This is a genomic window from Alloalcanivorax gelatiniphagus (genome assembly GCF_005938655.1).
GTDB lineage: Bacteria > Pseudomonadota > Gammaproteobacteria > Pseudomonadales > Alcanivoracaceae > Alloalcanivorax > Alloalcanivorax gelatiniphagus.
In genome coordinates, this window is the sequence record NZ_VCQT01000046.1 from 140,920 (window position 1) to 161,101 (window position 20,182).

Genomic DNA, 20,182 nt, shown 5'->3' on the forward strand with positions numbered 1-20,182 from the left:
CGCCCCTGTCCCTTTTCACTTTCAACTTGTAACTTTCAACCCCATGACCCCTGAATTCCGCGACGCCGTCTACCAGATCGTCGGTGCCATCCCCGCCGGCACCGTGGCCAGCTATGGCCAGGTGGCGGCGATGGCGGGCTGGCCCCGTCATGCGCGCTTCGTGGGACGGCTGATGAGCACCCTGCCCGAGGGCACCGCCCTGCCCTGGCACCGGGTGATCCGTGGCGACGGCGGCCTACCCCTGGCGGGCACGCCCAGCGGCGAGCTGCAGGTGCGCCGGCTGGCGGAAGAAGGCGTGGCGGTGGTGGGCAACCGGGTGCCTCGGCGGTGTTTCTGGGTGCCTTGAAAGCGGATCGCGACTGAAGTCGCTCCTACAGGGAGGCGCTACCAAATGTAGGAGCGACTTCAGTCGCGATCCGCCTGCGCCGCCGGCGGGTAGCGCCGGCGTATCCACCACAGCGTCAGCAGGATCGCCGGCACCCCCAGCAACGCCGCGTAGTTGAAGAACACCGGGTAACCGGCGGCCTTGACCACCTCGCCGGAGAAGCCGCCGATAAACTTACCCGGCAGGGTCATCAGGGAGCTGAAGATAGCGAACTGGGTGGCGCTGAAGTTGCGGTTGGTCAGGCTCGACATAAAGGCGATCAGGGCCACGTTGGAGAAACCACCGAACAGGTTATCGGCGCTGATCACCGCCGCCAGCCAGGCCAGCGCGCCCCAGCGCACCTGTTCCGGGTCCAACGGCAGCCCCAGCACCGGCAGTATCGGCAGCGGGGTCACCGGCGAGTAGGCGGCCATCACCGCGAACAGCATATTGGTGGCGGCCACGCCCACGGCGCCCACCAGCATGGAACGCCCCAGCCCCCAGCGCAGCACCGCCAGGCCGCCCACGGCGGAGCCCAGAATGGTCATGAAGAAACCGAAGAACTTGGCCACCGTGGCGATTTCGTTCTTGGTGTAGCCGATGTCCAGATAGAAGGGGTTGGCCATCACGCCCATGGTGATATCACTGATCCGATAGATCGCCACCAGCGCCAGCAGCCCCAGGGCCAGAGCCCCGTAGCGGCTGAAAAAATCCCGGAACGGGGCGATCAGGGCGGTTTCCAGCCATTGCGCCGGCTGCCGGCCGAAGCTTTGCCGGGGCGGGGTGTCCGGTTCACGGATGATCAGGGTGGTGATGACGCCCACGCCCATCAGCCAGGCCATGGCGTGGTAGGCCCCGTTCCAGGAGTCGTAACTGGCGATGTAGAAGGCGCCGGCGCCGGCCACCAGCATCGCCACCCGGTAACCCAGGATATAGGTGGCGGCCATGGCGCCCTGGAAGGATTCGTCGGCGGAATCGATGCGGTAGGCGTCGATGCAGATGTCCTGGGTGGCGGAGCAGAACGCCACCAGCAGGGCCAGTTGCGCGAACCGTTCCAGATGGCCCACCGGCTCCACCAGGGCCATGGCCGCCAGCGACAGGCCGATGCCCACCTGGGCCAGCAACATCCAACTGCGCCGCTGGCCCAGCAGACGCCCCAGCAGCGGCAGCTTGAGCCGGTCCACCACCGGCGCCCAGAACACCTTGATGGAAAACAGAATGCCCACCCAGCTGAAATAACCGATGGCGGCCCGGTCCACGTCCGCGTCCGCCAGCCAGGCGGACAGGGTGGAAAACACCAGCAGGTAGGGCAACCCGGCGGAAAAACCGAGGAACAGCATCACCAGAACCCGCGGGTGGCGGTACAGGCGCCAGGCGGATCGGAGGGTATCACGCAATTCAGGCATCGGGGCTCAGTTCCATCAAAGCGCTCATGGTCCCGGTTTCCCGGGCCGGGCACAACCGGCGACGTGCCCCTTCGCACCACCGTGGCGTCCGCCGCCGGCAACGCCTAGCATAGCGCCATGATCTGCTCCCCGGACGTTCCTTTCTGGTATCTGGCCGGTGCCGGCAACATGGGCACCCTGGCCGCCTGCTACCTGCGCGCCGCCGGTTTTCCGGTGGCGCTGCCCCGGCGGGACGGCGGCCCGCCGGCGCCGTTGCGCAAAACCCTGACCTTCGAGGATGGCCGCGCGCCGCTTGCCCTGGAACTGCCGGCGGCCCCGGCGGCGCCGATCCGGCACCTGGTGGTGGCCTGCAAGACGCCCTACTCCGATGCCGCCCTGGCGGACCTGCCGCTGGCGCCGGACGTCACCGTGCTGCGGCTGCAGAACGGCCTGGGCAGCCTGGACGGCCGGCTCCCGGAGGGTGCCGACCTGATCGAGGTGGTGACCACCTCGGCGGTGAAAGGGCGCCATCCCAGCCATCATCTGGTGGCGGAGAACCAGACCTGGATGGGCCGCGCCCGGGGCGGGCCGGCGCCGGCCTGGTTCCAAACCCTGGCGCGGCACTGGCCGGGCCTGGAGTGGGCAGAACCGATCCGCGACCGGCAATGGCGCAAGCTGGTGGCCAACGCGGTGATCAATCCGCTCACCGGCCTGTACGACGTGGCCAACGGGCGGTTGCTGGAAGACCCGGAACTGAGCGCCCGGGCCCGGCGGCTGGCGGACGAGGCGGACACCCTGCTGGGCGCCCTGGACCCGGCCTGGCCCGGCGGCTCCTGGGATCAGGTGGCGGCGGTGGCCGCCGCCACCGCCGGCAATACCTCCTCCATGCGCGCGGATATGCAACGGGGCGCGGGCACCGAGATCGACGCCATCAACGGCTGGTTGTTGCGCGAGGCCCGGCGGCTGGGCCTGGAGCTGCCGGCCCATCGGGAGGTGGTCGCCGCCGTGCGGGGCCGCACCCTCTCCGCCCCCTAGGTGCGGTCGGGCGGCGTACCGCTTCAGCGGCGATTAGAGCGGGTGGCGACGCCAGCGTTGATCGCGGCTGAAGCCGCTCCTACACCCGGCGCGGCGGCCGGACCTTAGCGGTCCCGGCGCGGCAGCCACTGGGGTTCGGGTGTTTCAGTGCGCTGGTTGATCAGGCGCGCCATCACGAACAGCAGGTCGCCCAGGCGGTTGAGCACCGCCCGGCTCACCGGGTTGATGTCGTCCACGGCGGCCAGGGTCACCAGGTCCCGCTCGGCGCGGCGGGCCAGGGCGCGGCAGTGGTGGCACCAGGCCGCGTCCGGATGGCCGCCGGGCAGCACGAATTCTTCCAGGGGTGGCAGCTCCGCATTCAGGGTGTCCGCCTGGGACTCCACTTCCACCAGGTCCCCGTCGGTGAGGGTGCTGGTGCCCGGCACCGCCAGCTCGCCGCCCAGATCGAACAGCAGCTGCTGCAGGTTTTCCAGCAGCCGGTCCAGGTCCGCGTCCAGCTCCCGGGCGCGCAGCACGCCCAGCTCGCTGTTCAACTCGTCCAGGGTGCCCAGCGCCTGGATACGCGGGTGATCCTTGGCCACCCGCGACCCGTCCGCCAGACCGGTCCGCCCATCGTCGCCGCTGCGCGTGATCACGCGGTTGATACGGGTTTTGGCCTTGCCGTCATCGCTCATAACATACCGTCCGGGTTGGCTGTCAGTGGGCATTTATTAGACCTGGATAGGGGGGAAGTTGGAAGGTCGGTATTCTCAGTTGAAAGTTTAAAGTTAAAAGTTGAAACGCGGGGCCGCACCGGGGGTACTGACAGCAGCGGTGCCCGCGCTCATAAGGAGAGCCAGCACCGATGGGCCGCCCGGCCGTAGGCCGCGGGAAGGCCAGGCGGCGGCGACCTTTCAACTTTTAACTTTAAACTTTCAACTGCCGCCCCCTCCCCTCCACCCCCAAGATATTGAAAGAATGTGCAAGACACTGGGGCCGGCGAAGCGCGCCGACTAAACTGACCGCTCATTCCCGGCCAGGCCTCCGCCGTCATGGGCATCCGCAAAAAACTCTTTGTGACTTTTCTGGCTACCTTTCTGGTGCTGATTCTGGCCGCCGGCGGGTTCTTCTTTTTTGCCTTCGAGAAGAGTCTGAGCAAGTACATCGACGAACGTCAGCAGGCCCAGGTGGAGCGGCTCGCCGAGCATCTCGGCGTGCTCTACACCCAGCGTGGCAGCTGGCATTTCCTGCTCGACGAGCCACGGCTGCTGACCCGGCTTTACTGGCTGGCCGGTGACCGGGAGGCGCGGCTGGAGCGCGACGGCGGCCCGCGCCGTGACCGGGACGCGCCGCGCCATCTGACCCTGCTGAGCCCGGACAAGCGCCCCCTGCTGGGTCCGCCACCGCCTTCCCGCCTTAGCGAGCAGGTGCCGATCCGGGTGGGCGACACCCTGGTGGGCTGGCTCGCCTACCCCGACCAGGAGGCGATCCGCGACAAGCTGGACCAGCGCTTCCAGGAGCGGCTACTGCGCTTTATGTCGACCATGGCGCTGGTGGGGCTGGCCCTGTCGCTGCTGGTGTCCTGGCTGCTGGCCCGGCACCTGGTGGCGCCGGTCACCGCGCTGACCCGCCATACCCGGCGGCTGCGCGAAGGCGAGTACGAGGCGCGCCTTACCAGCGCCCGCCGCGACGAGATCGGCCAGCTGATCCATCACGTCAACGGTCTCGGCGAGCGCCTGGATCAGGGCCGGCGCGCCCGGCAGCGCTGGTTCTCGGACATCGCCCATGAACTGCGCACGCCCCTGTCGGTGTTGCAGGGTGAACTGGAAGCCATGGTGGACGGCGTGCGCCCGCTCAATCAGGACGGCATCGCCGCCCTGGAATCCCAGGTGCGCCAGCTCACCCATCTGGTCAATGATCTGCACGATCTGGCCCTGGCCGATGCCGGCAACCTGCGCTATCACTTCCGCCAGGTGGACCTGGATACGCTCTGCGAGGATGCCCTGGACGCGCTGCGCCCGGCCCTGGGCCGGCGCCGGGTCACGGTGCACACCACCCTGGCGCCGGCGCGGCTGGGCGGCGATCCGGTGCGCCTGCGGCAACTGCTGGACAATCTGCTGCAGAACAGTCTCAAGTACACCGACGAGGGCGGCCAGCTACGCCTGGACTTGGCCGCCGATGGCGATCAATGGTGCCTGACCCTGGACGACAGTGCCCCGGGGGTGCCCGACGAGGCGCTGCCGAAACTGTTCGACCACCTGTACCGGGTGGAGAGCTCGCGCAACCGGGAGACCGGCGGCGCCGGCCTGGGCCTGGCCATCGGCCAGCGCATCGTCGAGGCCCACGGCGGCACCATGAGCGCGGATCACAGCCCGCTGGGCGGCCTGCGCATCACCGTGCGCCTGCCGCGCGGTTCGTAGGAGCGGCTTCAGCCGCGATTGGCCGGGGCCGACCACATCAATCGCGGCTGAAGCCGCTCCTACGGGGGGTGGTGCGGAGACCGTTTCCATGTCGGATCGGGTTCACTGAAGGAAAATAGCATGGCGAACATTCTGATCGTGGAGGACGAGCCCCGGCTCGCCCAGCTGCTGGCCGATTACCTGCGCCACAGCCATTTCGAGCCGACCCACACCGCCAGTGCCCGGGAGGCGGAGCAGCGGGTGCGCGACGGCCACTTCGACGCGGTGTTGCTGGACCTGATGCTGCCGGACGGCGACGGCATGGAGGTGTGCAAGGCGATCCGCCGTTTCTCCGACGTGCCGGTGCTGATGATCACCGCCCGGGTGGAGGAAGTGGACCGCTTGCTGGGTCTGGAGATCGGCGCCGACGACTACATCTGCAAGCCGTTCAGCCCCCGGGAAGTGGTGGCCCGGGTCAAGGCGGTGCTGCGCCGGGCCCGGGGCGAACAGCGCGACGACCGCCCGGGGCTGGTGCTGGACCGGCACCGTTTCGAGGCGGTGCACGAAGGCGCCCGGGTACCGCTTACCGCCATCGAATTCGAACTGCTGGCCACCCTGGCCCGCCAACCCGGCCGCATCTGGAGCCGCGACCAGCTGATGGACGTGATCTATCCGGACCACCGGGTGGTGTCCGACCGCACCATCGACAGCCATATCCGCAAGCTGAGACGCAAGCTCAGCGAAGGCCTGACCGGCGAGCACGATTGGATCGGCAGCGTCTACGGGGTGGGGTACCGGCTGCAAACGCCGGACGACGACGTTTAGCAACCCATCGCGACTGAAGTCGCTCCTACAAACCCACCCCCTCTGTAGGAGCGACTTCAGTCGCGATACGCGGGGGGAGGTGTGGTGTACGAGCGATGTCAGTCGCGATCAGCGAGGGTGTAGGAGCGACTTCAGTCGCGATGGGTTTTCACGTTTCCTGCATTCTGTCTGCACATTTCCCGGCGACACTGATGTTGAATCAAGTCGCTTCAAGGAGAAGCCCCATGAAGAAAATCACTACCCTCGCCCTGGCCCTGGTCACAGGGGCCGCTCTCGCCGGTCCGGTAATGGCCGCCCCGAAACCCGGCCCGAATCCGGATCGTATGGTCGAACACATGGCCAAGGAGCTGGACCTGAACGCCGACCAGCAGGCGCGCATCAAGACCATCATGGAGGAGCAGGGAAAGAAGATGCGTGCGCTCCACGATGAAACCGAAAGCCGGGTCAAGGCGGTGCTGACGCCGGAACAGCAGGCGAAAGCCGAGGCAATGCGCGACAAGCGCCGGGAGAAATGGGAAGAACGGAAGGAAAAAATGCAGGAGCGTCGCGGTAAGGAATAAACCGGTCGCGTTGCAAAAAAATCGCGGCTGAAGCCGCTCCTACACAGACCGTAGGAGCGGCTTCAGCCGCGATGGTTTTAACGACCCGGCGTTACAACAAAGCCCGCCGCATATCGCTCAGCAGCTGACTCAGATAGCTGGTGAAGCGGGCCGCGTCGGCGCCGTCGATGACCCGGTGATCGTAGGACAACGACAACGGCAGGGTCAGGCGCGGCTGGAACGCCTTGCCGTCCCACACCGGTTTGGTGTCGGAGCGGCTGACACCCAGGATCGCCACCTCGGGCCAGTTGACGATGGGGGTGAAGGCGGTGCCGCCAATGCCACCCAGCGACGAGATGCTGAAGGTGGCGCCCTTCATGTCCGCCGGTGACAGCTTGCGGTCCCGGGCCTTGCCGGCCAGCTCGCCCATTTCCAGGGCGATTTCCTTAAGCCCTTTCTTGTCGGCGTCGCGGATCACCGGCACCACCAGACCATTGGGCGTATCCACGGCGATGCCGATGTGCACGTAGTCCTTCATGATCAGGGCTTCGCCGCTCACTTCCAGGGAACTGTTGAAGCGCGGAAATTCCCTTAGCGCGTTGGCGCAGGCCTTGACCAGGAACGCCAGCATGGTGAGTTTGACGCCTTCTTTTTCCAGGGCCTTGTTCTGGCTCTTGCGGAAGGCTTCCAGCTCGGTGATGTCCGCTTCGTCGAACTGGGTCACATGGGGAATGGTGACCCAGCTGCGGTGCAGGTTCCTGGCCGCCACCTTGCGCAGCTTGTTGAGCTCCTGACGTTCCACCGGGCCGAACTCGCTGAAGTCGATCTCCGGCAGGTCCGGCGCCCCGCCACCGGCGGCGACGGGCGGATTTTCCAGCCGCTGCTTGATCAGGGCGTGCACGTCTTCCTTGAGAATGCGTTCCTTGGGCCCGCTGGGCGCCACGTCCGCCAGATCGATGCCGGTTTCCCGGGCCAGCTTGCGCACCGCCGGGCCGGCGTGCACCGAGGCGGACGGTTTGCCCTGGGAGCGCTCGGGGGTTTCCGGGGGAACGTTCTGACGGCCGGCTTCCGACGGTTTCTCGTCCAGATCGGACTTCCGGGAGCCGCTGGATTTGGCGGCGCCGTCTTGTTTGGAGGCCGCTTTTTCCGATGCCTCTTTCTTCGCGGCCGGTTTCTCCGACGCGCCTTTATCGGACGATTTCTCTTCGCCAGCCGACCCGTCGCTCTGGCCGCCGCCGGCGGTTTCCAGTTCCAGCAGGTCGGTGCCGGTGCCGATCTTGTCGCCCACCTTCACCAGCAGCTTCTTCACCGTACCCGCTTCCGGACAGGGCACTTCCAGGGACGCCTTGTCGGACTCGATCACCAGAATGGTCTGCTCGGCCTCGACGCTGTCGCCCTCGGCCACGTTGATCTCGATGATCTCCGCTTCGTCGATATCGCCCAGGTCCGGTGCCGGCACCGTGCGGGTGCCGCCTTTGGGGGCCGGGGCTGCGTCGGCGCTGTCGTTGTCGGCGCTGTCGTTTTCGCGACTGAAGTCGCTCCTACCGGCCTGCTCATCGGCCACGGACTCTTCTGTAGGAGCGGCTTCAGCCGCGATATCCGCCTCGCCGCCGTCCTCACCGGCCACGTCCAGCTCCAGGAGCGGGTCGCCCTCCTTCACCTGGTCACCGGCTTTCACTTTCAGTTCCAGGACCGTGCCCGCCTTGGGACAGGGTACTTCCAGCGACGCCTTGTCCGATTCCAGCACCACGATGGTGTCTTCGGCTTCGACGCTGTCGCCTTTCTTAACGGATACCTCGATAACGTCAACAGGATCACTGCTGCCGATATCGGGTACCCGGATGGTTTCCTTGCTCACAGGTCACTCCTTCTGAGAGTTCAGTGCGTCACCGGATAGGGTTTTTCCGGATCAATACCGTATTTCTTGATCGCCTCCTTGACGGTGGCGGCGTCCAGTTCGCCCTGGTCGCGCAGCGCGCTCAGTGCCGCCAGCACCACGAAGTGGCGGTCCACCTCGAAGAAGCTGCGCAGCTTGGCGCGGGAGTCGCTGCGGCCGTAACCGTCGGTGCCGAGCACGGTATAGGGTGCTTTCACCCAGGGACGGATCTGGTCGGCGTAGGCCTTGATGTAGTCGGTGGAGGCGATCACCGGTCCCTGGCGCTTGTCCAGGCACTGTTCCACCCAGGTGGGCGCCACTTTCAGGTCCGGCTTGAGCAGGCGGTCGCGGTCAGCGCGCAGCCCTTCCCGGCGCAGCTCGTTGAAGCTGGTCACGCTCCAGACATCGGCGGCCACGCCAAAGTCCTCGCGCAGCAGTTCGGCGGCCGCTTCCACTTCACGCAGAATGGTGCCGGAGCCCAGCAGTTGCACCCGCTTGGCTTTCTTGCCGCCCTTGCCCTTGCCTTCGCGCAGCAGATACATGCCCTTGCGGATGCCTTCCTCGGCCCCCTTGGGCATGGCGCCGTGCTGGTAGTTCTCGTTCATCAGGGTGAGGTAGTAGTACACATTCTCATGGTCCTGATACATGCGGCGCAGGCCATCGTGCAGGATCACCGCCAGCTCGTAGGCGTAGGTGGGATCGTAGCTGATGCAGTTGGGAATGGTGCTGGTGAGGATGTGGCTGTGGCCGTCCTGGTGCTGCAGGCCCTCGCCGTTGAGCGTGGTACGCCCGGCGGTGCCACCCAGCAGGAAGCCCCGGGCCTGGCTGTCGCCGGCGGCCCACCACAGGTCGCCGGTACGCTGCGGCCCGAACATGGAGTAGTAGATAAAGAACGGGATCAGCGTGAAGTCGTGCACGCTGTAGCTGGTGGCGGCGGCGATCCAGGCGCTCATGGCGCCGGCCTCGTTGATGCCTTCCTCCAGAATCTGGCCCTTCTTGTCTTCCCGGTAGAACATCATCTGGCCGGCGTCCTCGGGCTCGTATTGCTGGCCCTTGGAGGAGTAGATGCCCAGTTGCCGGAACATGCCCTCCATGCCGAAGGTGCGCGCCTCGTCGGGAACGATGGGCACCACCCGCTTGCCGATGTTCTTGTCCTTGATCAGGGCGCTGAGCATGCGCACGAACGCCATGGTGGTGGACAGTTCCCGGTCGCCGCTGCCTTCCAGGAAGTTCTGGAACATATCCAGGCCCGGCATGGTCAGCGACTGGCTGGCCTCGCGCCGGCGCACCGGCATGTAACCGCCCAGCTTTTCGCGCTGCTCGTTCATGTAGCGCATTTCCGGGGAGTCGTCGCCGGGATGGTAGTAGGGGAAGTCCTTGAGCTGTTCGTCCTTGAGCGGAATGTCGAAGCGGTCGCGGAATTCCTTGAGGCTGTCCAGATCCATTTTCTTCATCTGGTGGGCCTTGTTGACCGCCTCGCCGGCGCCGGTGGCGTAGCCTTTCACGGTCTTCGCCAGGATCACCGTGGGCCGCCCTTCGGTGTTCACCGCCTCATGATAGGCCGCGTACACCTTGAACGGGTCGTGGCCGCCGCGGTTCAGGCGGTACACGTCCTCGTCGCTCATGTGCTCGACCATTTTCTTCAGCTCCGGGTATTTGCCGAAGAAATGCTCGCGGGTGTAGGCGCCGCCCTCTTTCTTATAGGCCTGGTATTCGCCATCCACCGCTTCTTCCATGCGGCGGCGCAGCAGACCTTCGCTGTCTTTCTCCAGCAGCGGGTCCCAGAGCCGGCCCCAGACCACCTTGATCACGTTCCAGCCGGCGCCACGGAACAGGCCTTCCAGTTCCTGGATGATCTTGCCGTTGCCGCGAACCGGGCCGTCCAGACGCTGCAGGTTACAGTTGACCACGAACACCAGATTGTCGAGCTGCTCGCGGCCGGCCATGGACAGCGCGCCCAGGGATTCCGGTTCGTCCATTTCGCCGTCGCCGAGGAAGGCCCATACCTTGCGTTTGCGGTCGGGGATCAATTCCCGGTTCTGCAGGTACTTCATCACGTAGGCCTGGTAAATGGCCTGCATCGGGCCGAGGCCCATGGACACCGTGGGGAACTGCCAGAAATCCGGCATCAGCCAGGGGTGCGGGTAGGAGGAAAGCCCCTTGCCGTCCACCTCGCGGCGGAAATTGTCCATCTGGTCTTCGCTGACGCGACCTTCCAGATAGGCCCGCGCGTAAATGCCCGGCGCGGAGTGCCCCTGGTAATAGACCAGGTCACCGGGATTGTCGTCGTGGGGAGCGTGGAAGAAGTGGCTGAAGCCAATGTCGTAAAGGGTCGCCGAGGACGCGAAGCTGGCGATGTGGCCGCCCAGTTCGTCGTCGTTCATGTTGGCTTTGGCCACCATCGCCAGGGCGTTCCAGCGGATCAGGGAACGAATCCGGCGTTCCATGTAGATATCGCCGGGAATCGGCGCTTCGTCCTTGGGCGCGATGGTGTTCAGGTAGGGCGTATTGAGGTGGGCGCGGATGGCACCCTGCTCCTGGGCTTCATTGGTGAGGGTTTCCAGCAGCCAGACGGCGCGTTCCGGTCCCTCCCGCTCAAGCACCGATTCCAGCGCCTCAAGCCACTCCCGCGTTTCCGCCGGGTCCGAGTCATCGAAGAAACTTCTTTTTTGCATGGGCGTGCGTCCTTTATCGCGTTGCCAAGGCCGGCGCGGGATCACCACACCGGCAAGGATAAGGAAACGGCCTGGGTAAATAGACCGTCTCGGTATACTACCAGTTTGCGTGACTGCCCGGCCACGCACCGCCGGGCCGGAAATTGCAACAAGATCGCCGGCCCGATCCGCCGGCTCAGGTGGGCAGCAGCACCCACAGGGCGGCGAAGATCAGCCACACCGCCAGAGCCCGCAACAGCAGGCCCTGCAGGGCTTCCAGGCGGTCCACGCCATGCTGGAACGAGGGCTCCCGGGGTGCCGTTTCCCGGGCCAGGGCGGCGGCGGCCACCGCGCCGAGCAGCTCGTGGCCGTCATCGAGCCGCCACAGACGGCCGGCGGCGGCGCCGATCACGGCACCAAAGTGCCCCACCAGAGCCAGGGCCAGCACGGTCAGCCGCGCCGGTATCCAGCACAGCGCCGCGTCCAGGCTCCGCGCCCAGTCTCCGGCCTGGGGATCCCGGCGCAGCCAGGCCCGGTTGAGCACCAGCAGCACCACCGCGCCGAAGCCCAGCACCGACAGCCAGAACACCACCGCGAACAGCAGGGCCGCCTGCTCCAGCACCCGGGCACAAAGGCCGTCGAACCAATCCCCGTCGCAGGGGCCGGCGGGCTGGTCGAAGGACTCGGCGGCGCCCGTCGTGAGGCCCTCCTGATCCTGCATGCGGCCCTTGACCAGCAAGGTATCCAGGCGCCGGAATTCGCTGTGCACGCCCACCAGCCACAGCAACAGGGGCGTGCCCAACAGCAGCGTGGCCAGGCCACCACCGACACCATGGAACCAGGCGAACAGCAGGGCCACCAGCAGCGCCGGCAGGGCCACCGCCAGCCACCAGCCGACCACGCCACCGGGGGCCAGGGCCGCCAGAAAACGGCGGTGACGATCATCACGGCTCAGCCAGGCGGGCCAGCCACCATCCCGGCGGCGCAGGGCCAGCGCCAGCAACAACACCAAGAGTTTCATTATCGCGGATCTCCGAACGGACCGTTTTCCGCATCATACGGCACCGGCCGGCGAGCCGCGATTGCCGCCACCGGGCGGCGGATGCAGTGTAGGAGCGGCTTCAGCCGCGATCCGGCGCCGCACGGTGTATCGCGGCTGAAGCCGCTCCTACCTGGGCGACAGGCGGGTCCAGTCGAAGGCCGGGCCGGGGTCGGTTTTGCGGCCCGGGGCGATGTGTTCGTGGCCGGTGAGGGTATCCCGGGAGAGCCGGGGATAGTGGGCGATCAGGGTGCCCAGCAGCCCGTTCAGCCGGTGGTACTGGGCCTCTTCGTAGGGAATATGGTCGGCGCCCTCCAGCTCGATGCCCAGGGAGAAGTCGTTGCAGTTGTCCCGCCCGCGCCAGCGGGACACACCGGCGTGCCAGGCGCGCTGGTGGCAGGCCACGAACTGGACCAGCTCGCCGTCCCGGCGGATCAGAAAGTGGGACGACACCTTGAGGTCGCGGAGGGTCTGGAAATAGGGATCGGCGTCGCTATCCAGGCGGTTCTGGAAAAACGCCTCGATCCACGGCCCCCCGAACCGCTCCGGCGGCAGACTGATATTGTGGATCACCACCAGGGCGATATCCTCCGGGTCCGGTCGCTCATTGAAATTCGGCGACGGCACCCGGCGCGCCTGGTCGATCCAGTGGTCGGTGAGGGTCAGCATGGGAGGTAGTTTCGGGTGGCAAGCGGCAAGCTGCAAGCGCCGGGCAGCCCCCGGCGCAGTTGAAAGTTGAAAGTTGAAAGTTGAAAGTTGAAAGTTGAAAGTTGAAAGTTGAAAGTTGAAAGTTGAAAGTTGAAAGTTGAAACGCGGCATGGGTTTGGTGGGGCGGCTAGGGTGTGCCCCGCGTTCACCGGGCTACAAGCTACAAGCAGACCTTCCGGGTCGGCTCTTTTAACTTTTAACTTTCAACTTTTTCAACTTTCAACTATCGCCAACCGTTCCCTGATGCCGCCGCCGCAGGTCCCCGATCACCGCCTCCAGCGCCCGGTCGAACAAAGCGCCTTCCTCGATCAGGCGCACTTCGCCGCGTTCCAGGGCGGCGGCCAGGCCGGCGGCGGTGTATTCGCACAGTTTGATGCCACGGCGGTTAATAAAGACCAGCTTGGCGCCGTCGCGGATATTGGCGGCCAGCTTGGCCCGGCGGGCTTCGTCGCCGTCACCCAGTTCCACCCACTGCCCGGGGCGCAGCGCCCGGGCCCGGACCACCTGTTCATGGTCGTCGGGCAGCTCCGGGGTTTCCGGAGGCGGCGTGCGCACCGTCTCCGGCACCGTGACCCGTTCGGTTTCCAGTCCTTCCAGCAGCGCATTGTGCACGCCGGCCAGGTCGTCCAGCAGGGCGCGGGCTTCCACCGGGTCGTACTCGATGCCGCGCAGGCCATGCTCCAGCGCCCGCCGCAGCTTCGGCGCCAGGTCGCCGAGCCGTTGCAGATCCGCCTGCCCCCGGTGGGGCAGCACGCTCCAGATCACCGCGTCCACCACCTTGGCCTGGCGGCGCCAGGCGTCGCTGTCCGGGCCCTCGCGCAACCAGGTCAGGTAAAGCACCTGCTGCCAGCCCTGGCGCAGCAACCGCACCACCACGTCGGGTACCGAGCGGCCGTCCAGCCGGCCGGCCAACAGGGTCTGCACCGCCGCGCCGGCCTGCTCGGCCAGCGCCTTGCCCTCTTCCGCCTCGCGGACCCGTTCGGCCACCCGCTCGGCGCGGTCGTGCTGGGCGCGGAAGTAAGCGTCGAACTGGTCGAGCAAATCGCGGAACAGGCCGGCGTCTTCGTCGTAATCGTCGATGATGGCGTGCACTGACCGGTGGATGTGCTGATACAGCTCATCGTCGCGGCCCTGCTGGGGGTCCCACTGGCTGCCCGCCCGGGCCAGGGTGTTGAGCAGCAGCCGGGCTTCGTGTTCCTCGTTGCTGAAAAAGGTCTTGTCGGCGATGGCGACCTTGAGCAGCGGAATCTGCAGGCGGCCGATCAGGGCCTTGATCTCCGACGGCAGGCCGTCGTCGTCGAGAATGAAATCGAACAGCATGGACACCAGGTTGATGACATCGTCATCCGCCTGTTCCAGGGCGTGGATGGCCTCGCCGTGCTCGCCGTCCAGCAGCTCGCTGAGTTCACCCTTGAGGTCACGGTCAACCGGCGGCGCCCCTTCCAGCGCCTGCTCCAGCCGCTGCAGCCGGGTCAGCAGGCCAAACAGGTCCTGGCTGCTGACCGCTTCCACATGGGCGTCGCCGGCCAGCGGCGCGCCGTTGAAATACGCCACCCCATTCTGCAGCACGGCCATGCCGGAGGCCGGCGGCGGGCCCGCCGGGGCGCTGATACCGGCCGGCGCGCCGGGGACCGGCCCCAGACCGCGCAGGGTGGTGAGCAGCTCCTGCAGCAGGCCGAACATCTGGTCGTCACCGGCCGGCGCCCCGCCGGCGGCGGAGCCTGGCGCCGCCGTGGAGGTGTCGGCGCCGGGCTGGCCCTGGGCCGGGGTCCGTCCGCCGGCGCCGGAGGGCGCCGGACGGGTGCCGGTGGGCAGCGGCGCGCTCTTCATGGTCGGCAGCACCCCGGCGTCGGCCATCAGGCGATTGGACTCGGTCACCAGGGCACAGGCCTCATCCATCACCACCCGCTCGAACAGCTTGATCACGATCAGGCGGGCGCGGATATCCAGGGACAGCCGCTCCAGACCGGCGGCGAAGCAGACCGCCAGGTTGCGCGGCTCCAGCGGGTTGTTCTTTTCGGTAATGCGGCGCTGCCCCTCGAACAGGTATTCCACCCGGTGGCGGAAAGCGCCCAGGGCGTCCTCGCAGCCGTTGCGGGCGCGGCGGCCCAGGTTGTCCAGGGCCACCGAGATTTCCAGCTCGTCGTGCTGGACCAGGGACAGGTTCTCCACGTCCACCGGGTCGCTGACCCGGGGCCCGGATTCCGGGTTCTGCCCGGTGGCCTGAAACAGATCGATCAGGGCGCGGCGGAAACCGGCTTCAATGCCGGTGCGCTGAATGCGCAGCTCTCGCATGGCATCGAAATAGCGATCCCGCTCACTGTCGGTTTCTTTCTCCGCCAGGCCGAAAAGGGTGTCATCGGCGCCATCCAGCATGTCCGACAACATCACGCCGCAGCGTTGAACCACATGGTCCCGCACCCCTTCCAGGGGACGGGGCAAATCGCGGACAGGGCGCGCCTGTTCGGCGCGCTTGCCGCCTTCCACCGGTTTTAATCGCGTTACCTTGGCCATGGGTCAGGTCTTCCTTCGCGCGTGGCGATGGTCGTGGCGGAGAGGGAGAAAGGATGGCACGGGGACCCGGGGGTGCCCGTCGTCGTCGCTAACGTATCGCTCAAACCTTCCTCACACGGATAGCACGGTAGCACGCCGTCCGCATCGGTATATTGAACCAGTTTGCACCTTCACCCTTTTATCTGATGATTGCGGCGCCGCTTTCACCCGGCGGCGGATTTACCTACTCTTGGGTCCGTCGCCGCGCAGCCGATGGGCGCCGGCGCCATCCCATAATAATGCCCACCAGTATCGGGGAAGGTCCACCCATGAGCGAACTGATCACCACCCTGAAGGCCATCAGCGAAGTGCTATGGGGTTGGCCGGCGCTGATTCTGATCGCCGGCACCGGCATCTATCTGACCCTGCGCCTGGCGTTTCTGCCGCTGCGGCGGCTGGGCTTCGGCTTCCGGCAGATCTTCGCGCCATCCACCGGCGAGGGCACCATCGCCGCCGGCGCTGCCCTGGCCACTTCGCTGTCGGCCACCATCGGCACCGGCAACATTGTCGGCGTGGCCACCGCCATCCACTCCGGCGGCCCCGGGGCACTGGTATGGATGTGGCTGATCGCCCTGGTGGGCATGGCCACCAAATACGCCGAAGCGGTACTGGCGGTGCACTACCGGGAGAAGGACAAACGTGGCCAGTATGTGGGCGGCCCGATGTACTACATCCGCAACGGCCTGGGCCAGAACTGGGCCTGGCTGGCGCTGATCTTCGCGTTTTTCGGCATGTTCGCCGGGTTCGGCATCGGCAATACGGTGCAGGCCAATTCCGTGGCCCACGGCCTGAGCAGCAGCTTCGGCGTGCCCACCTGGGTGACCGGCCTGGTTCTGGCGGTGCTGGTGGCCCTGGTGGTGCTGGGCGGGGTCAAGCGGATCGCCCGGGTGGCCACCTTTATCGTTCCGTTCATGGCCCTGGCCTACCTGTTGGCCGGCCTGGTGGTGCTCGCCGACCACGCCGCCCAGCTGCCGGCGGCCCTGGCCCTGTGTTTCAACGACGCCTTCACCGGCACCGCCGCCGCCGGTGGCTTCGCCGGCGCCGCCGTCAAGGAGGCGATCCGGTTCGGCATGGCCCGTGGCATTTTCTCCAACGAGGCCGGCCTGGGCAGCGCGCCCATCGCCCATGCCTCCGCCAATACCGACCACCCCGCCCGCCAGGGCAGCATCGCCATGCTGGGCACTTTTATCGATACCATCGTGGTATGCTCCGTCACCGGTCTGGCGATCATCGCCTCCGGCGCCTGGACCAGCGGTGAAAAGGGCGCGCCCCTGTCCACCCTGGCGTTCTCCAGCACCTTCGGCGATTTCGGTGACGTGGTGGTGGTCTGCGGCCTGGCGGTGTTCGCCTTCACCACCCTGCTGGGTTGGAGCCTGTACAGCGAACGCTGCACCCAGTATCTGTTTGGCGAGCGGGCGGTGACGCCGTTCCGCGTGATCTGGGTACTGATGGTGCCGGTGGGCGCCGTGGTCGGCCTGGACCTGGTGTGGGCACTGGCCGACATCATGAACGTTCTGATGGCCGTCCCCAACCTGATCGCCCTGTTATTGTTGGCACCCGTGGTGGTGCGCCTGAGCAAAGAGTTTTTTGAACGACATGAGTGATACCGCCCCCCAGCCCGAGACAACGCGGACCGGCATTCCGCTGCCCGAGTACGCTCGGCGCCATCTGCAACGCACCGTGGCGTTCGCCATCGAGGAAGACCTGGGCGACGGTGACCTCACCGCCGGCCTGATCCCCGAACACGGCACCGCCACCGCCAGCATTCTCACCCGCGAACCGGCGGTGCTGTGCGGCAGCGCCTGGGCCGAGGAAGTGTTCCGCCAGCTCGGCGGCGTCACCCTGGAATGGCACGCCCACGACGGCGACCTGCTGGAGGCCGGCACCACCTTCTGCACCCTGCGCGGCAATACCCGGCGCATTCTCACCGGTGAACGCATCGCCCTGAACTTCCTGCAGACCCTGATGGCCATCGCCACCACCGCCCGCCGCTACGCGGACGCCGTGGCCGGCACTCGGGTGACCATCCTGGACACCCGCAAGACCCTGCCGGGCCTGCGCGATGCGCAGAAATACGCGGTGCTGTGCGGCGGCTGCCAGAATCACCGCCTGGGCCTGTACGACGCCTTCCTGATCAAGGAAAACCACATCACCGCCTGCGGCTCTATCACCGCGGCGATCCGCGCCGCCCGCGAACAGGGCCCGGGCAAGAAGATCATCGTGGAAGTGGAAAATCTGGACGAGCTGCGCGAGGCCGCCGCCCTGGAACCGGACCAGATCATGCTCGATAACTTCAGCCCGGCGATGATCGCCGAGGCCATGGATCTGGCCCCGCAAAGCGCCCTGGAGGTATCCGGTAACCGCACCCTGGAGGACGCCGTCGCCCTGCCCGGCCAGCGCGACCTTTACCTGTCCTCCGGCGCCCTGACCAAGAACGTGCAGGCGGTGGACCTGTCGCTGCGGCTGGTCGCCCCACCACTTTGACGGGCAAGCAACGACGGGTAGTATCAGAATCTCGACTTGCCTCCCGATGGCGAACCTTATGGGCCATGATCTTGATGCGCTGGTAGACCTGCTCCGCGATACCGTCGCCGAGCTACGCGCCGTCTTCCTGTTCGGCAGCGCGGCGGACCACACCGACGGCAAGGACAGCGACCTGGATATCGCACTTTTAAGCAACCAGCCCCTTGATCCCCTGCTGCTATGGGAGCTGTCCTCAACGCTGGCTGATCTGGCCGGATGCCCGGTGGATCTGGTGGACCTGAGACAGGCCAGCACCGTCATGAAATATCAGGTGGTCAGTAAAGGACAGGTGTTGTGGCAGGCCGATCATGCCGGCGACCTTTTTGTCTCCGTCGCCCAGCGCGAATACTGGGACTGGGAAATTACCCGGCGCCCGATTATGGAACGGATCCGGGAAACGGGGTCCGTCTATGGTCGATGACGTTATTGTCAATAAAGCCGCCACCATTGAGCATTGCTGCAATCGGGCCCGGGAAGAGTATCGCAACGCCGGCCGGCATTTTCCGCAAGATTTCACCCGGCAGGACGCGGCGATTCTGAACATACAACGTGCCTGCGAAGCCGCCATTGATCTGGCCGCCTACCTGGTGAAACGGGATCGTCTGGGCGTGCCGCAAAGTTCCGGAGACCTGTTCAACCTGCTGGCCGACAGCGCTTATATCGAAGGCAGGCTGGGCGAAGTGCTCCGGAAGATGGTCGGCTTTCGAAATACCGCCGTGCACAATTATCAGAAGATGCAGCTGCCCATCGTGGTGGCCATCATCGAGCGCCACCTGGATGATCTGGTGGAATTCGCGCGTATCGCACTGCAACAACCGGACTGACCCCAGTCGACCGCTTAAAACCCTGTTAAACCGCGACACCGCCCGCTGGCTCACCGGCGGGCGAGCTTCTATGATAAAAGCCTGTGACAGGCTGGCCTTTCGCCAAGGAGCCCCACCATGCGACCGCCTTTTCCCCGTACCCTCGCCACGCTGACCCTCGGCACCCTGCTGCTCAGCGCCTGCGCCTCCACCGACCGCGTTATCGTTGATAAGCAGAACGTGGACGAAGCCCGATACCAACAGGATCTGGCCGAGTGCCAGGCCACCGCCGACCAGGTTGGCACCGGCCGTGACGCCGCAGAAGGCGCCGTGGGCGGCGCCGTCATCGGCGGCCTGCTCGGCGCCATCTTCGGCAACTCCGGCACCGCCGCCACCATGGCCGGCGGCGGCGCGGTGGTCGGCGGCGCCAGCAAGGCCGGCGGCGCCCAACAGGAGAAGGAACAGGTGCTGAAGAACTGTATGCGTGGGCGGGGTTATCGGGTGTTGAACTGAGGTGAAATCGCGCCATTGAGGCGCTGATTACCCGCCATACCCGCCCTGTTCGCGTGTTTCCACGATTCGGGTAACATGAGAACGACACTCGGTATAGCGAATCCGGCAATGCGACTCAGCGACACCCAGGTCGAAACGATCAAAAGCGCCGTGGCGGAAATTTTCGGCACCCAGGCACGGGTGCGCCTGTTCGGGTCGCGACTGGACGATCAGGCCCGCGGCGGCGATATAGATCTGATCGTCACCCTTCCACACCCCTGCACCCAACGTGTGGAAAAAGAGTTGAGACTCGCCGCCCGGCTGCAACTTCGGCTAGGCGATCAGCCTTTCGACATTCTGGTGGTTGACCCGGATGTTGTACTCAACCCCGTTCACGACCACGCCCTGGCCACCGGACGACCTCTATGACGGACACCAAATCGTGGTCGCAGCTGCTTCCAGTGGATCGTCTGCTGTGGACCCTGGATCTGGTCCAACGGGAGGGTGCGCACCTTCTCTATAGCTGGCGAAGTCTATTCTCGGGCGATCTCGACCCTGACCTGAACTGGGTGAAGGCCCTTGAAGAGCACCCGGAGGAGGCCGTCCGACTGGAAGCCTTCGTGTCCCGGTTTGGCCGAATGCAGGACACGATGGCCGATAAGCTGATTCCCCGATGGCTGGACGCGCTTGCCGAATCACCCGGTAGTCAGATCGAGAACTTGAACCGTGCTGAACGGCTTCAAGTTATTGAAAGCACCGAGGAGTGGCTGATGGCCCGCAAACTCCGCAACCGGCTGGTGCATGAATATATGCGTAACGCTCGGGATTTCGCTGAAGCACTCCAGCAAGCTCGGAGCCAGTCGTTGATGCTTATTGACAGTTACAACCGTCTCCGCGCGGACATTATCAAGCGTCTTGCCATTAACGAAGATCGGCTTCCTAAGCCTCTCTGAGCCGCCCTTGGTAAGCAAAAACCACTATACAATCATCTCGTTACGGTGGTCCGAC

Annotated in this window: 19 protein-coding genes; 12 read left to right on the forward strand and 7 right to left on the reverse strand. The window is 65.9% G+C overall.

Annotation, left to right across the window (positions count from 1 at the left end; genetic code table 11):
• The first annotated feature begins 43 nt into the window (after window positions 1-43).
• Complete coding sequence (locus FGS76_RS18240) at window positions 44-346, forward strand: MGMT family protein (protein ID WP_138774087.1); 303 nt, start codon at window positions 44-46, stop codon at window positions 344-346.
• A gap of 59 nt (window positions 347-405) precedes the next feature.
• Here FGS76_RS18240 and FGS76_RS18245 read toward each other — a convergent pair whose 3' ends face one another.
• Window positions 406-1,770 carry an AmpG family muropeptide MFS transporter gene (locus FGS76_RS18245; RefSeq protein WP_205717291.1) on the reverse strand — a complete coding sequence of 455 codons (1,365 nt, stop codon included), beginning with the start codon at window positions 1,768-1,770 and terminating at the stop codon, window positions 406-408.
• Window positions 1,771-1,887: 117 nt separating this feature from the next.
• On the opposite strand from FGS76_RS18245, the gene FGS76_RS18250 reads away from it, so the two are divergent.
• The gene (locus tag FGS76_RS18250) at window positions 1,888-2,784 is read left to right on the forward strand and encodes a ketopantoate reductase family protein (RefSeq protein WP_138774088.1); all 897 of its coding nucleotides are present in this window, start codon (window positions 1,888-1,890) and stop codon (window positions 2,782-2,784) included.
• 104 nt (window positions 2,785-2,888) lie between these two features.
• On the opposite strand, the gene FGS76_RS18255 is transcribed toward FGS76_RS18250, so the two are convergent.
• Entirely contained in the window at window positions 2,889-3,458 is a 570-nt protein-coding gene (locus FGS76_RS18255; RefSeq protein WP_138774089.1) for a cob(I)yrinic acid a,c-diamide adenosyltransferase, read from the reverse strand.
• Window positions 3,459-3,839: 381 nt separating this feature from the next.
• On the opposite strand from FGS76_RS18255, the gene FGS76_RS18260 reads away from it, so the two are divergent.
• The 3 genes from FGS76_RS18260 (at window position 3,840) to FGS76_RS18270 (ending at window position 6,547) form a co-directional block, all read left to right on the forward strand.
• Entirely contained in the window at window positions 3,840-5,183 is a 1,344-nt protein-coding gene (locus FGS76_RS18260; RefSeq protein WP_240692598.1) for an ATP-binding protein, read from the forward strand.
• A 120-nt stretch (window positions 5,184-5,303) separates the two neighbouring features.
• Window positions 5,304-5,987 carry a response regulator gene (locus FGS76_RS18265; protein ID WP_138774091.1) on the forward strand — a complete coding sequence of 228 codons (684 nt, stop codon included), beginning with the start codon at window positions 5,304-5,306 and terminating at the stop codon, window positions 5,985-5,987.
• A 224-nt stretch (window positions 5,988-6,211) separates the two neighbouring features.
• Window positions 6,212-6,547, forward strand: coding sequence for a Spy/CpxP family protein refolding chaperone (locus FGS76_RS18270; protein ID WP_138774092.1), 336 nt, complete (start codon window positions 6,212-6,214; stop codon window positions 6,545-6,547).
• 91 nt (window positions 6,548-6,638) lie between these two features.
• Here FGS76_RS18270 and aceF read toward each other — a convergent pair whose 3' ends face one another.
• From aceF to FGS76_RS18295, 5 genes are all read right to left on the reverse strand, one after another.
• Window positions 6,639-8,384: a dihydrolipoyllysine-residue acetyltransferase gene (gene aceF, locus FGS76_RS18275; protein ID WP_138774093.1), complete on the reverse strand. Its 1,746-nt coding sequence runs from the start codon at window positions 8,382-8,384 to the stop codon at window positions 6,639-6,641.
• A gap of 20 nt (window positions 8,385-8,404) precedes the next feature.
• Window positions 8,405-11,077, reverse strand: coding sequence for a pyruvate dehydrogenase (acetyl-transferring), homodimeric type (gene aceE / locus FGS76_RS18280; RefSeq protein WP_138774094.1), 2,673 nt, complete (start codon window positions 11,075-11,077; stop codon window positions 8,405-8,407).
• 175 nt (window positions 11,078-11,252) lie between these two features.
• Window positions 11,253-12,077, reverse strand: a complete 825-nt coding sequence (locus FGS76_RS18285; protein ID WP_138774095.1) for a CobD/CbiB family protein — start codon at window positions 12,075-12,077, stop codon at window positions 11,253-11,255.
• A gap of 147 nt (window positions 12,078-12,224) precedes the next feature.
• Entirely contained in the window at window positions 12,225-12,764 is a 540-nt protein-coding gene (gene ampD / locus FGS76_RS18290) for a 1,6-anhydro-N-acetylmuramyl-L-alanine amidase AmpD (protein WP_138774281.1), read from the reverse strand.
• A gap of 258 nt (window positions 12,765-13,022) precedes the next feature.
• Complete coding sequence (locus FGS76_RS18295; RefSeq protein ID WP_138774096.1) at window positions 13,023-15,317, reverse strand: DUF1631 domain-containing protein; 2,295 nt, start codon at window positions 15,315-15,317, stop codon at window positions 13,023-13,025.
• Window positions 15,318-15,625: 308 nt separating this feature from the next.
• Here FGS76_RS18295 and FGS76_RS18300 point away from each other — a divergent pair, with 308 nt between their 5' ends.
• The 7 genes from FGS76_RS18300 to FGS76_RS18330 all read left to right on the forward strand — a co-directional run bounded on the left by FGS76_RS18300 (window position 15,626) and on the right by FGS76_RS18330 (window position 20,127).
• Window positions 15,626-16,960 carry an alanine/glycine:cation symporter family protein gene (locus FGS76_RS18300; protein ID WP_138774097.1) on the forward strand — a complete coding sequence of 445 codons (1,335 nt, stop codon included), beginning with the start codon at window positions 15,626-15,628 and terminating at the stop codon, window positions 16,958-16,960.
• On the forward strand, window positions 16,953-17,840 hold the full coding sequence (gene nadC / locus FGS76_RS18305; RefSeq protein WP_138774098.1) for a carboxylating nicotinate-nucleotide diphosphorylase: 888 nt from the start codon (window positions 16,953-16,955) through the stop codon (window positions 17,838-17,840). Before FGS76_RS18300 ends, nadC begins: the two co-directional genes overlap by 8 nt.
• 58 nt (window positions 17,841-17,898) lie before the next feature.
• The gene (gene mntA / locus FGS76_RS18310) at window positions 17,899-18,300 is read left to right on the forward strand and encodes a type VII toxin-antitoxin system MntA family adenylyltransferase antitoxin (RefSeq protein ID WP_170214515.1); all 402 of its coding nucleotides are present in this window, start codon (window positions 17,899-17,901) and stop codon (window positions 18,298-18,300) included.
• Window positions 18,290-18,703, forward strand: coding sequence for a type VII toxin-antitoxin system HepT family RNase toxin (gene hepT / locus FGS76_RS18315; RefSeq protein WP_138774100.1), 414 nt, complete (start codon window positions 18,290-18,292; stop codon window positions 18,701-18,703). Before mntA ends, hepT begins: the two co-directional genes overlap by 11 nt.
• A gap of 117 nt (window positions 18,704-18,820) precedes the next feature.
• A complete protein-coding gene (locus FGS76_RS18320; RefSeq protein WP_138774101.1) occupies window positions 18,821-19,195 on the forward strand; it encodes a glycine zipper family protein in 375 nt (124 codons plus the stop codon).
• Between the two features lie 108 nt (window positions 19,196-19,303).
• Window positions 19,304-19,603 (forward strand): nucleotidyltransferase domain-containing protein, encoded by a 300-nt coding sequence (locus FGS76_RS18325; protein ID WP_138774102.1) that lies wholly within the window; start codon window positions 19,304-19,306, stop codon window positions 19,601-19,603.
• Complete coding sequence (locus FGS76_RS18330) at window positions 19,600-20,127, forward strand: hypothetical protein (protein WP_138774103.1); 528 nt, start codon at window positions 19,600-19,602, stop codon at window positions 20,125-20,127. Before FGS76_RS18325 ends, FGS76_RS18330 begins: the two co-directional genes overlap by 4 nt.
• The last annotated feature ends 55 nt before the right edge of the window (window positions 20,128-20,182 follow it).

Excerpts from the sequence above, each read along its gene's own strand:
- FGS76_RS18325 (WP_138774102.1), top strand. The coding sequence starts at position 19,304 with ATGCGACTCAGCGACACCCAGGTCGAAACGATCAAAAGCGCCGTGGCG.
- FGS76_RS18265 (WP_138774091.1), top strand. The coding sequence starts at position 5,304 with ATGGCGAACATTCTGATCGTGGAGGACGAGCCCCGGCTCGCCCAGCTG.
- FGS76_RS18270 (WP_138774092.1), top strand. The coding sequence starts at position 6,212 with ATGAAGAAAATCACTACCCTCGCCCTGGCCCTGGTCACAGGGGCCGCT.
- FGS76_RS18285 (WP_138774095.1), bottom strand. The coding sequence starts at position 12,077 with ATGAAACTCTTGGTGTTGTTGCTGGCGCTGGCCCTGCGCCGCCGGGAT.
- hepT (WP_138774100.1), top strand. The coding sequence starts at position 18,290 with ATGGTCGATGACGTTATTGTCAATAAAGCCGCCACCATTGAGCATTGC.
- aceE (WP_138774094.1), bottom strand. The coding sequence starts at position 11,077 with ATGCAAAAAAGAAGTTTCTTCGATGACTCGGACCCGGCGGAAACGCGG.
- FGS76_RS18320 (WP_138774101.1), top strand. The coding sequence starts at position 18,821 with ATGCGACCGCCTTTTCCCCGTACCCTCGCCACGCTGACCCTCGGCACC.
- FGS76_RS18245 (WP_205717291.1), bottom strand. The coding sequence starts at position 1,770 with ATGCCTGAATTGCGTGATACCCTCCGATCCGCCTGGCGCCTGTACCGC.
- FGS76_RS18330 (WP_138774103.1), top strand. The coding sequence starts at position 19,600 with ATGACGGACACCAAATCGTGGTCGCAGCTGCTTCCAGTGGATCGTCTG.
- FGS76_RS18295 (WP_138774096.1), bottom strand. The coding sequence starts at position 15,317 with ATGGCCAAGGTAACGCGATTAAAACCGGTGGAAGGCGGCAAGCGCGCC.
- mntA (WP_170214515.1), top strand. The coding sequence starts at position 17,899 with ATGGGCCATGATCTTGATGCGCTGGTAGACCTGCTCCGCGATACCGTC.
- FGS76_RS18240 (WP_138774087.1), top strand. The coding sequence starts at position 44 with ATGACCCCTGAATTCCGCGACGCCGTCTACCAGATCGTCGGTGCCATC.
- FGS76_RS18250 (WP_138774088.1), top strand. The coding sequence starts at position 1,888 with ATGATCTGCTCCCCGGACGTTCCTTTCTGGTATCTGGCCGGTGCCGGC.
- FGS76_RS18255 (WP_138774089.1), bottom strand. The coding sequence starts at position 3,458 with ATGAGCGATGACGGCAAGGCCAAAACCCGTATCAACCGCGTGATCACG.
- FGS76_RS18300 (WP_138774097.1), top strand. The coding sequence starts at position 15,626 with ATGAGCGAACTGATCACCACCCTGAAGGCCATCAGCGAAGTGCTATGG.
- nadC (WP_138774098.1), top strand. The coding sequence starts at position 16,953 with ATGAGTGATACCGCCCCCCAGCCCGAGACAACGCGGACCGGCATTCCG.
- ampD (WP_138774281.1), bottom strand. The coding sequence starts at position 12,764 with ATGCTGACCCTCACCGACCACTGGATCGACCAGGCGCGCCGGGTGCCG.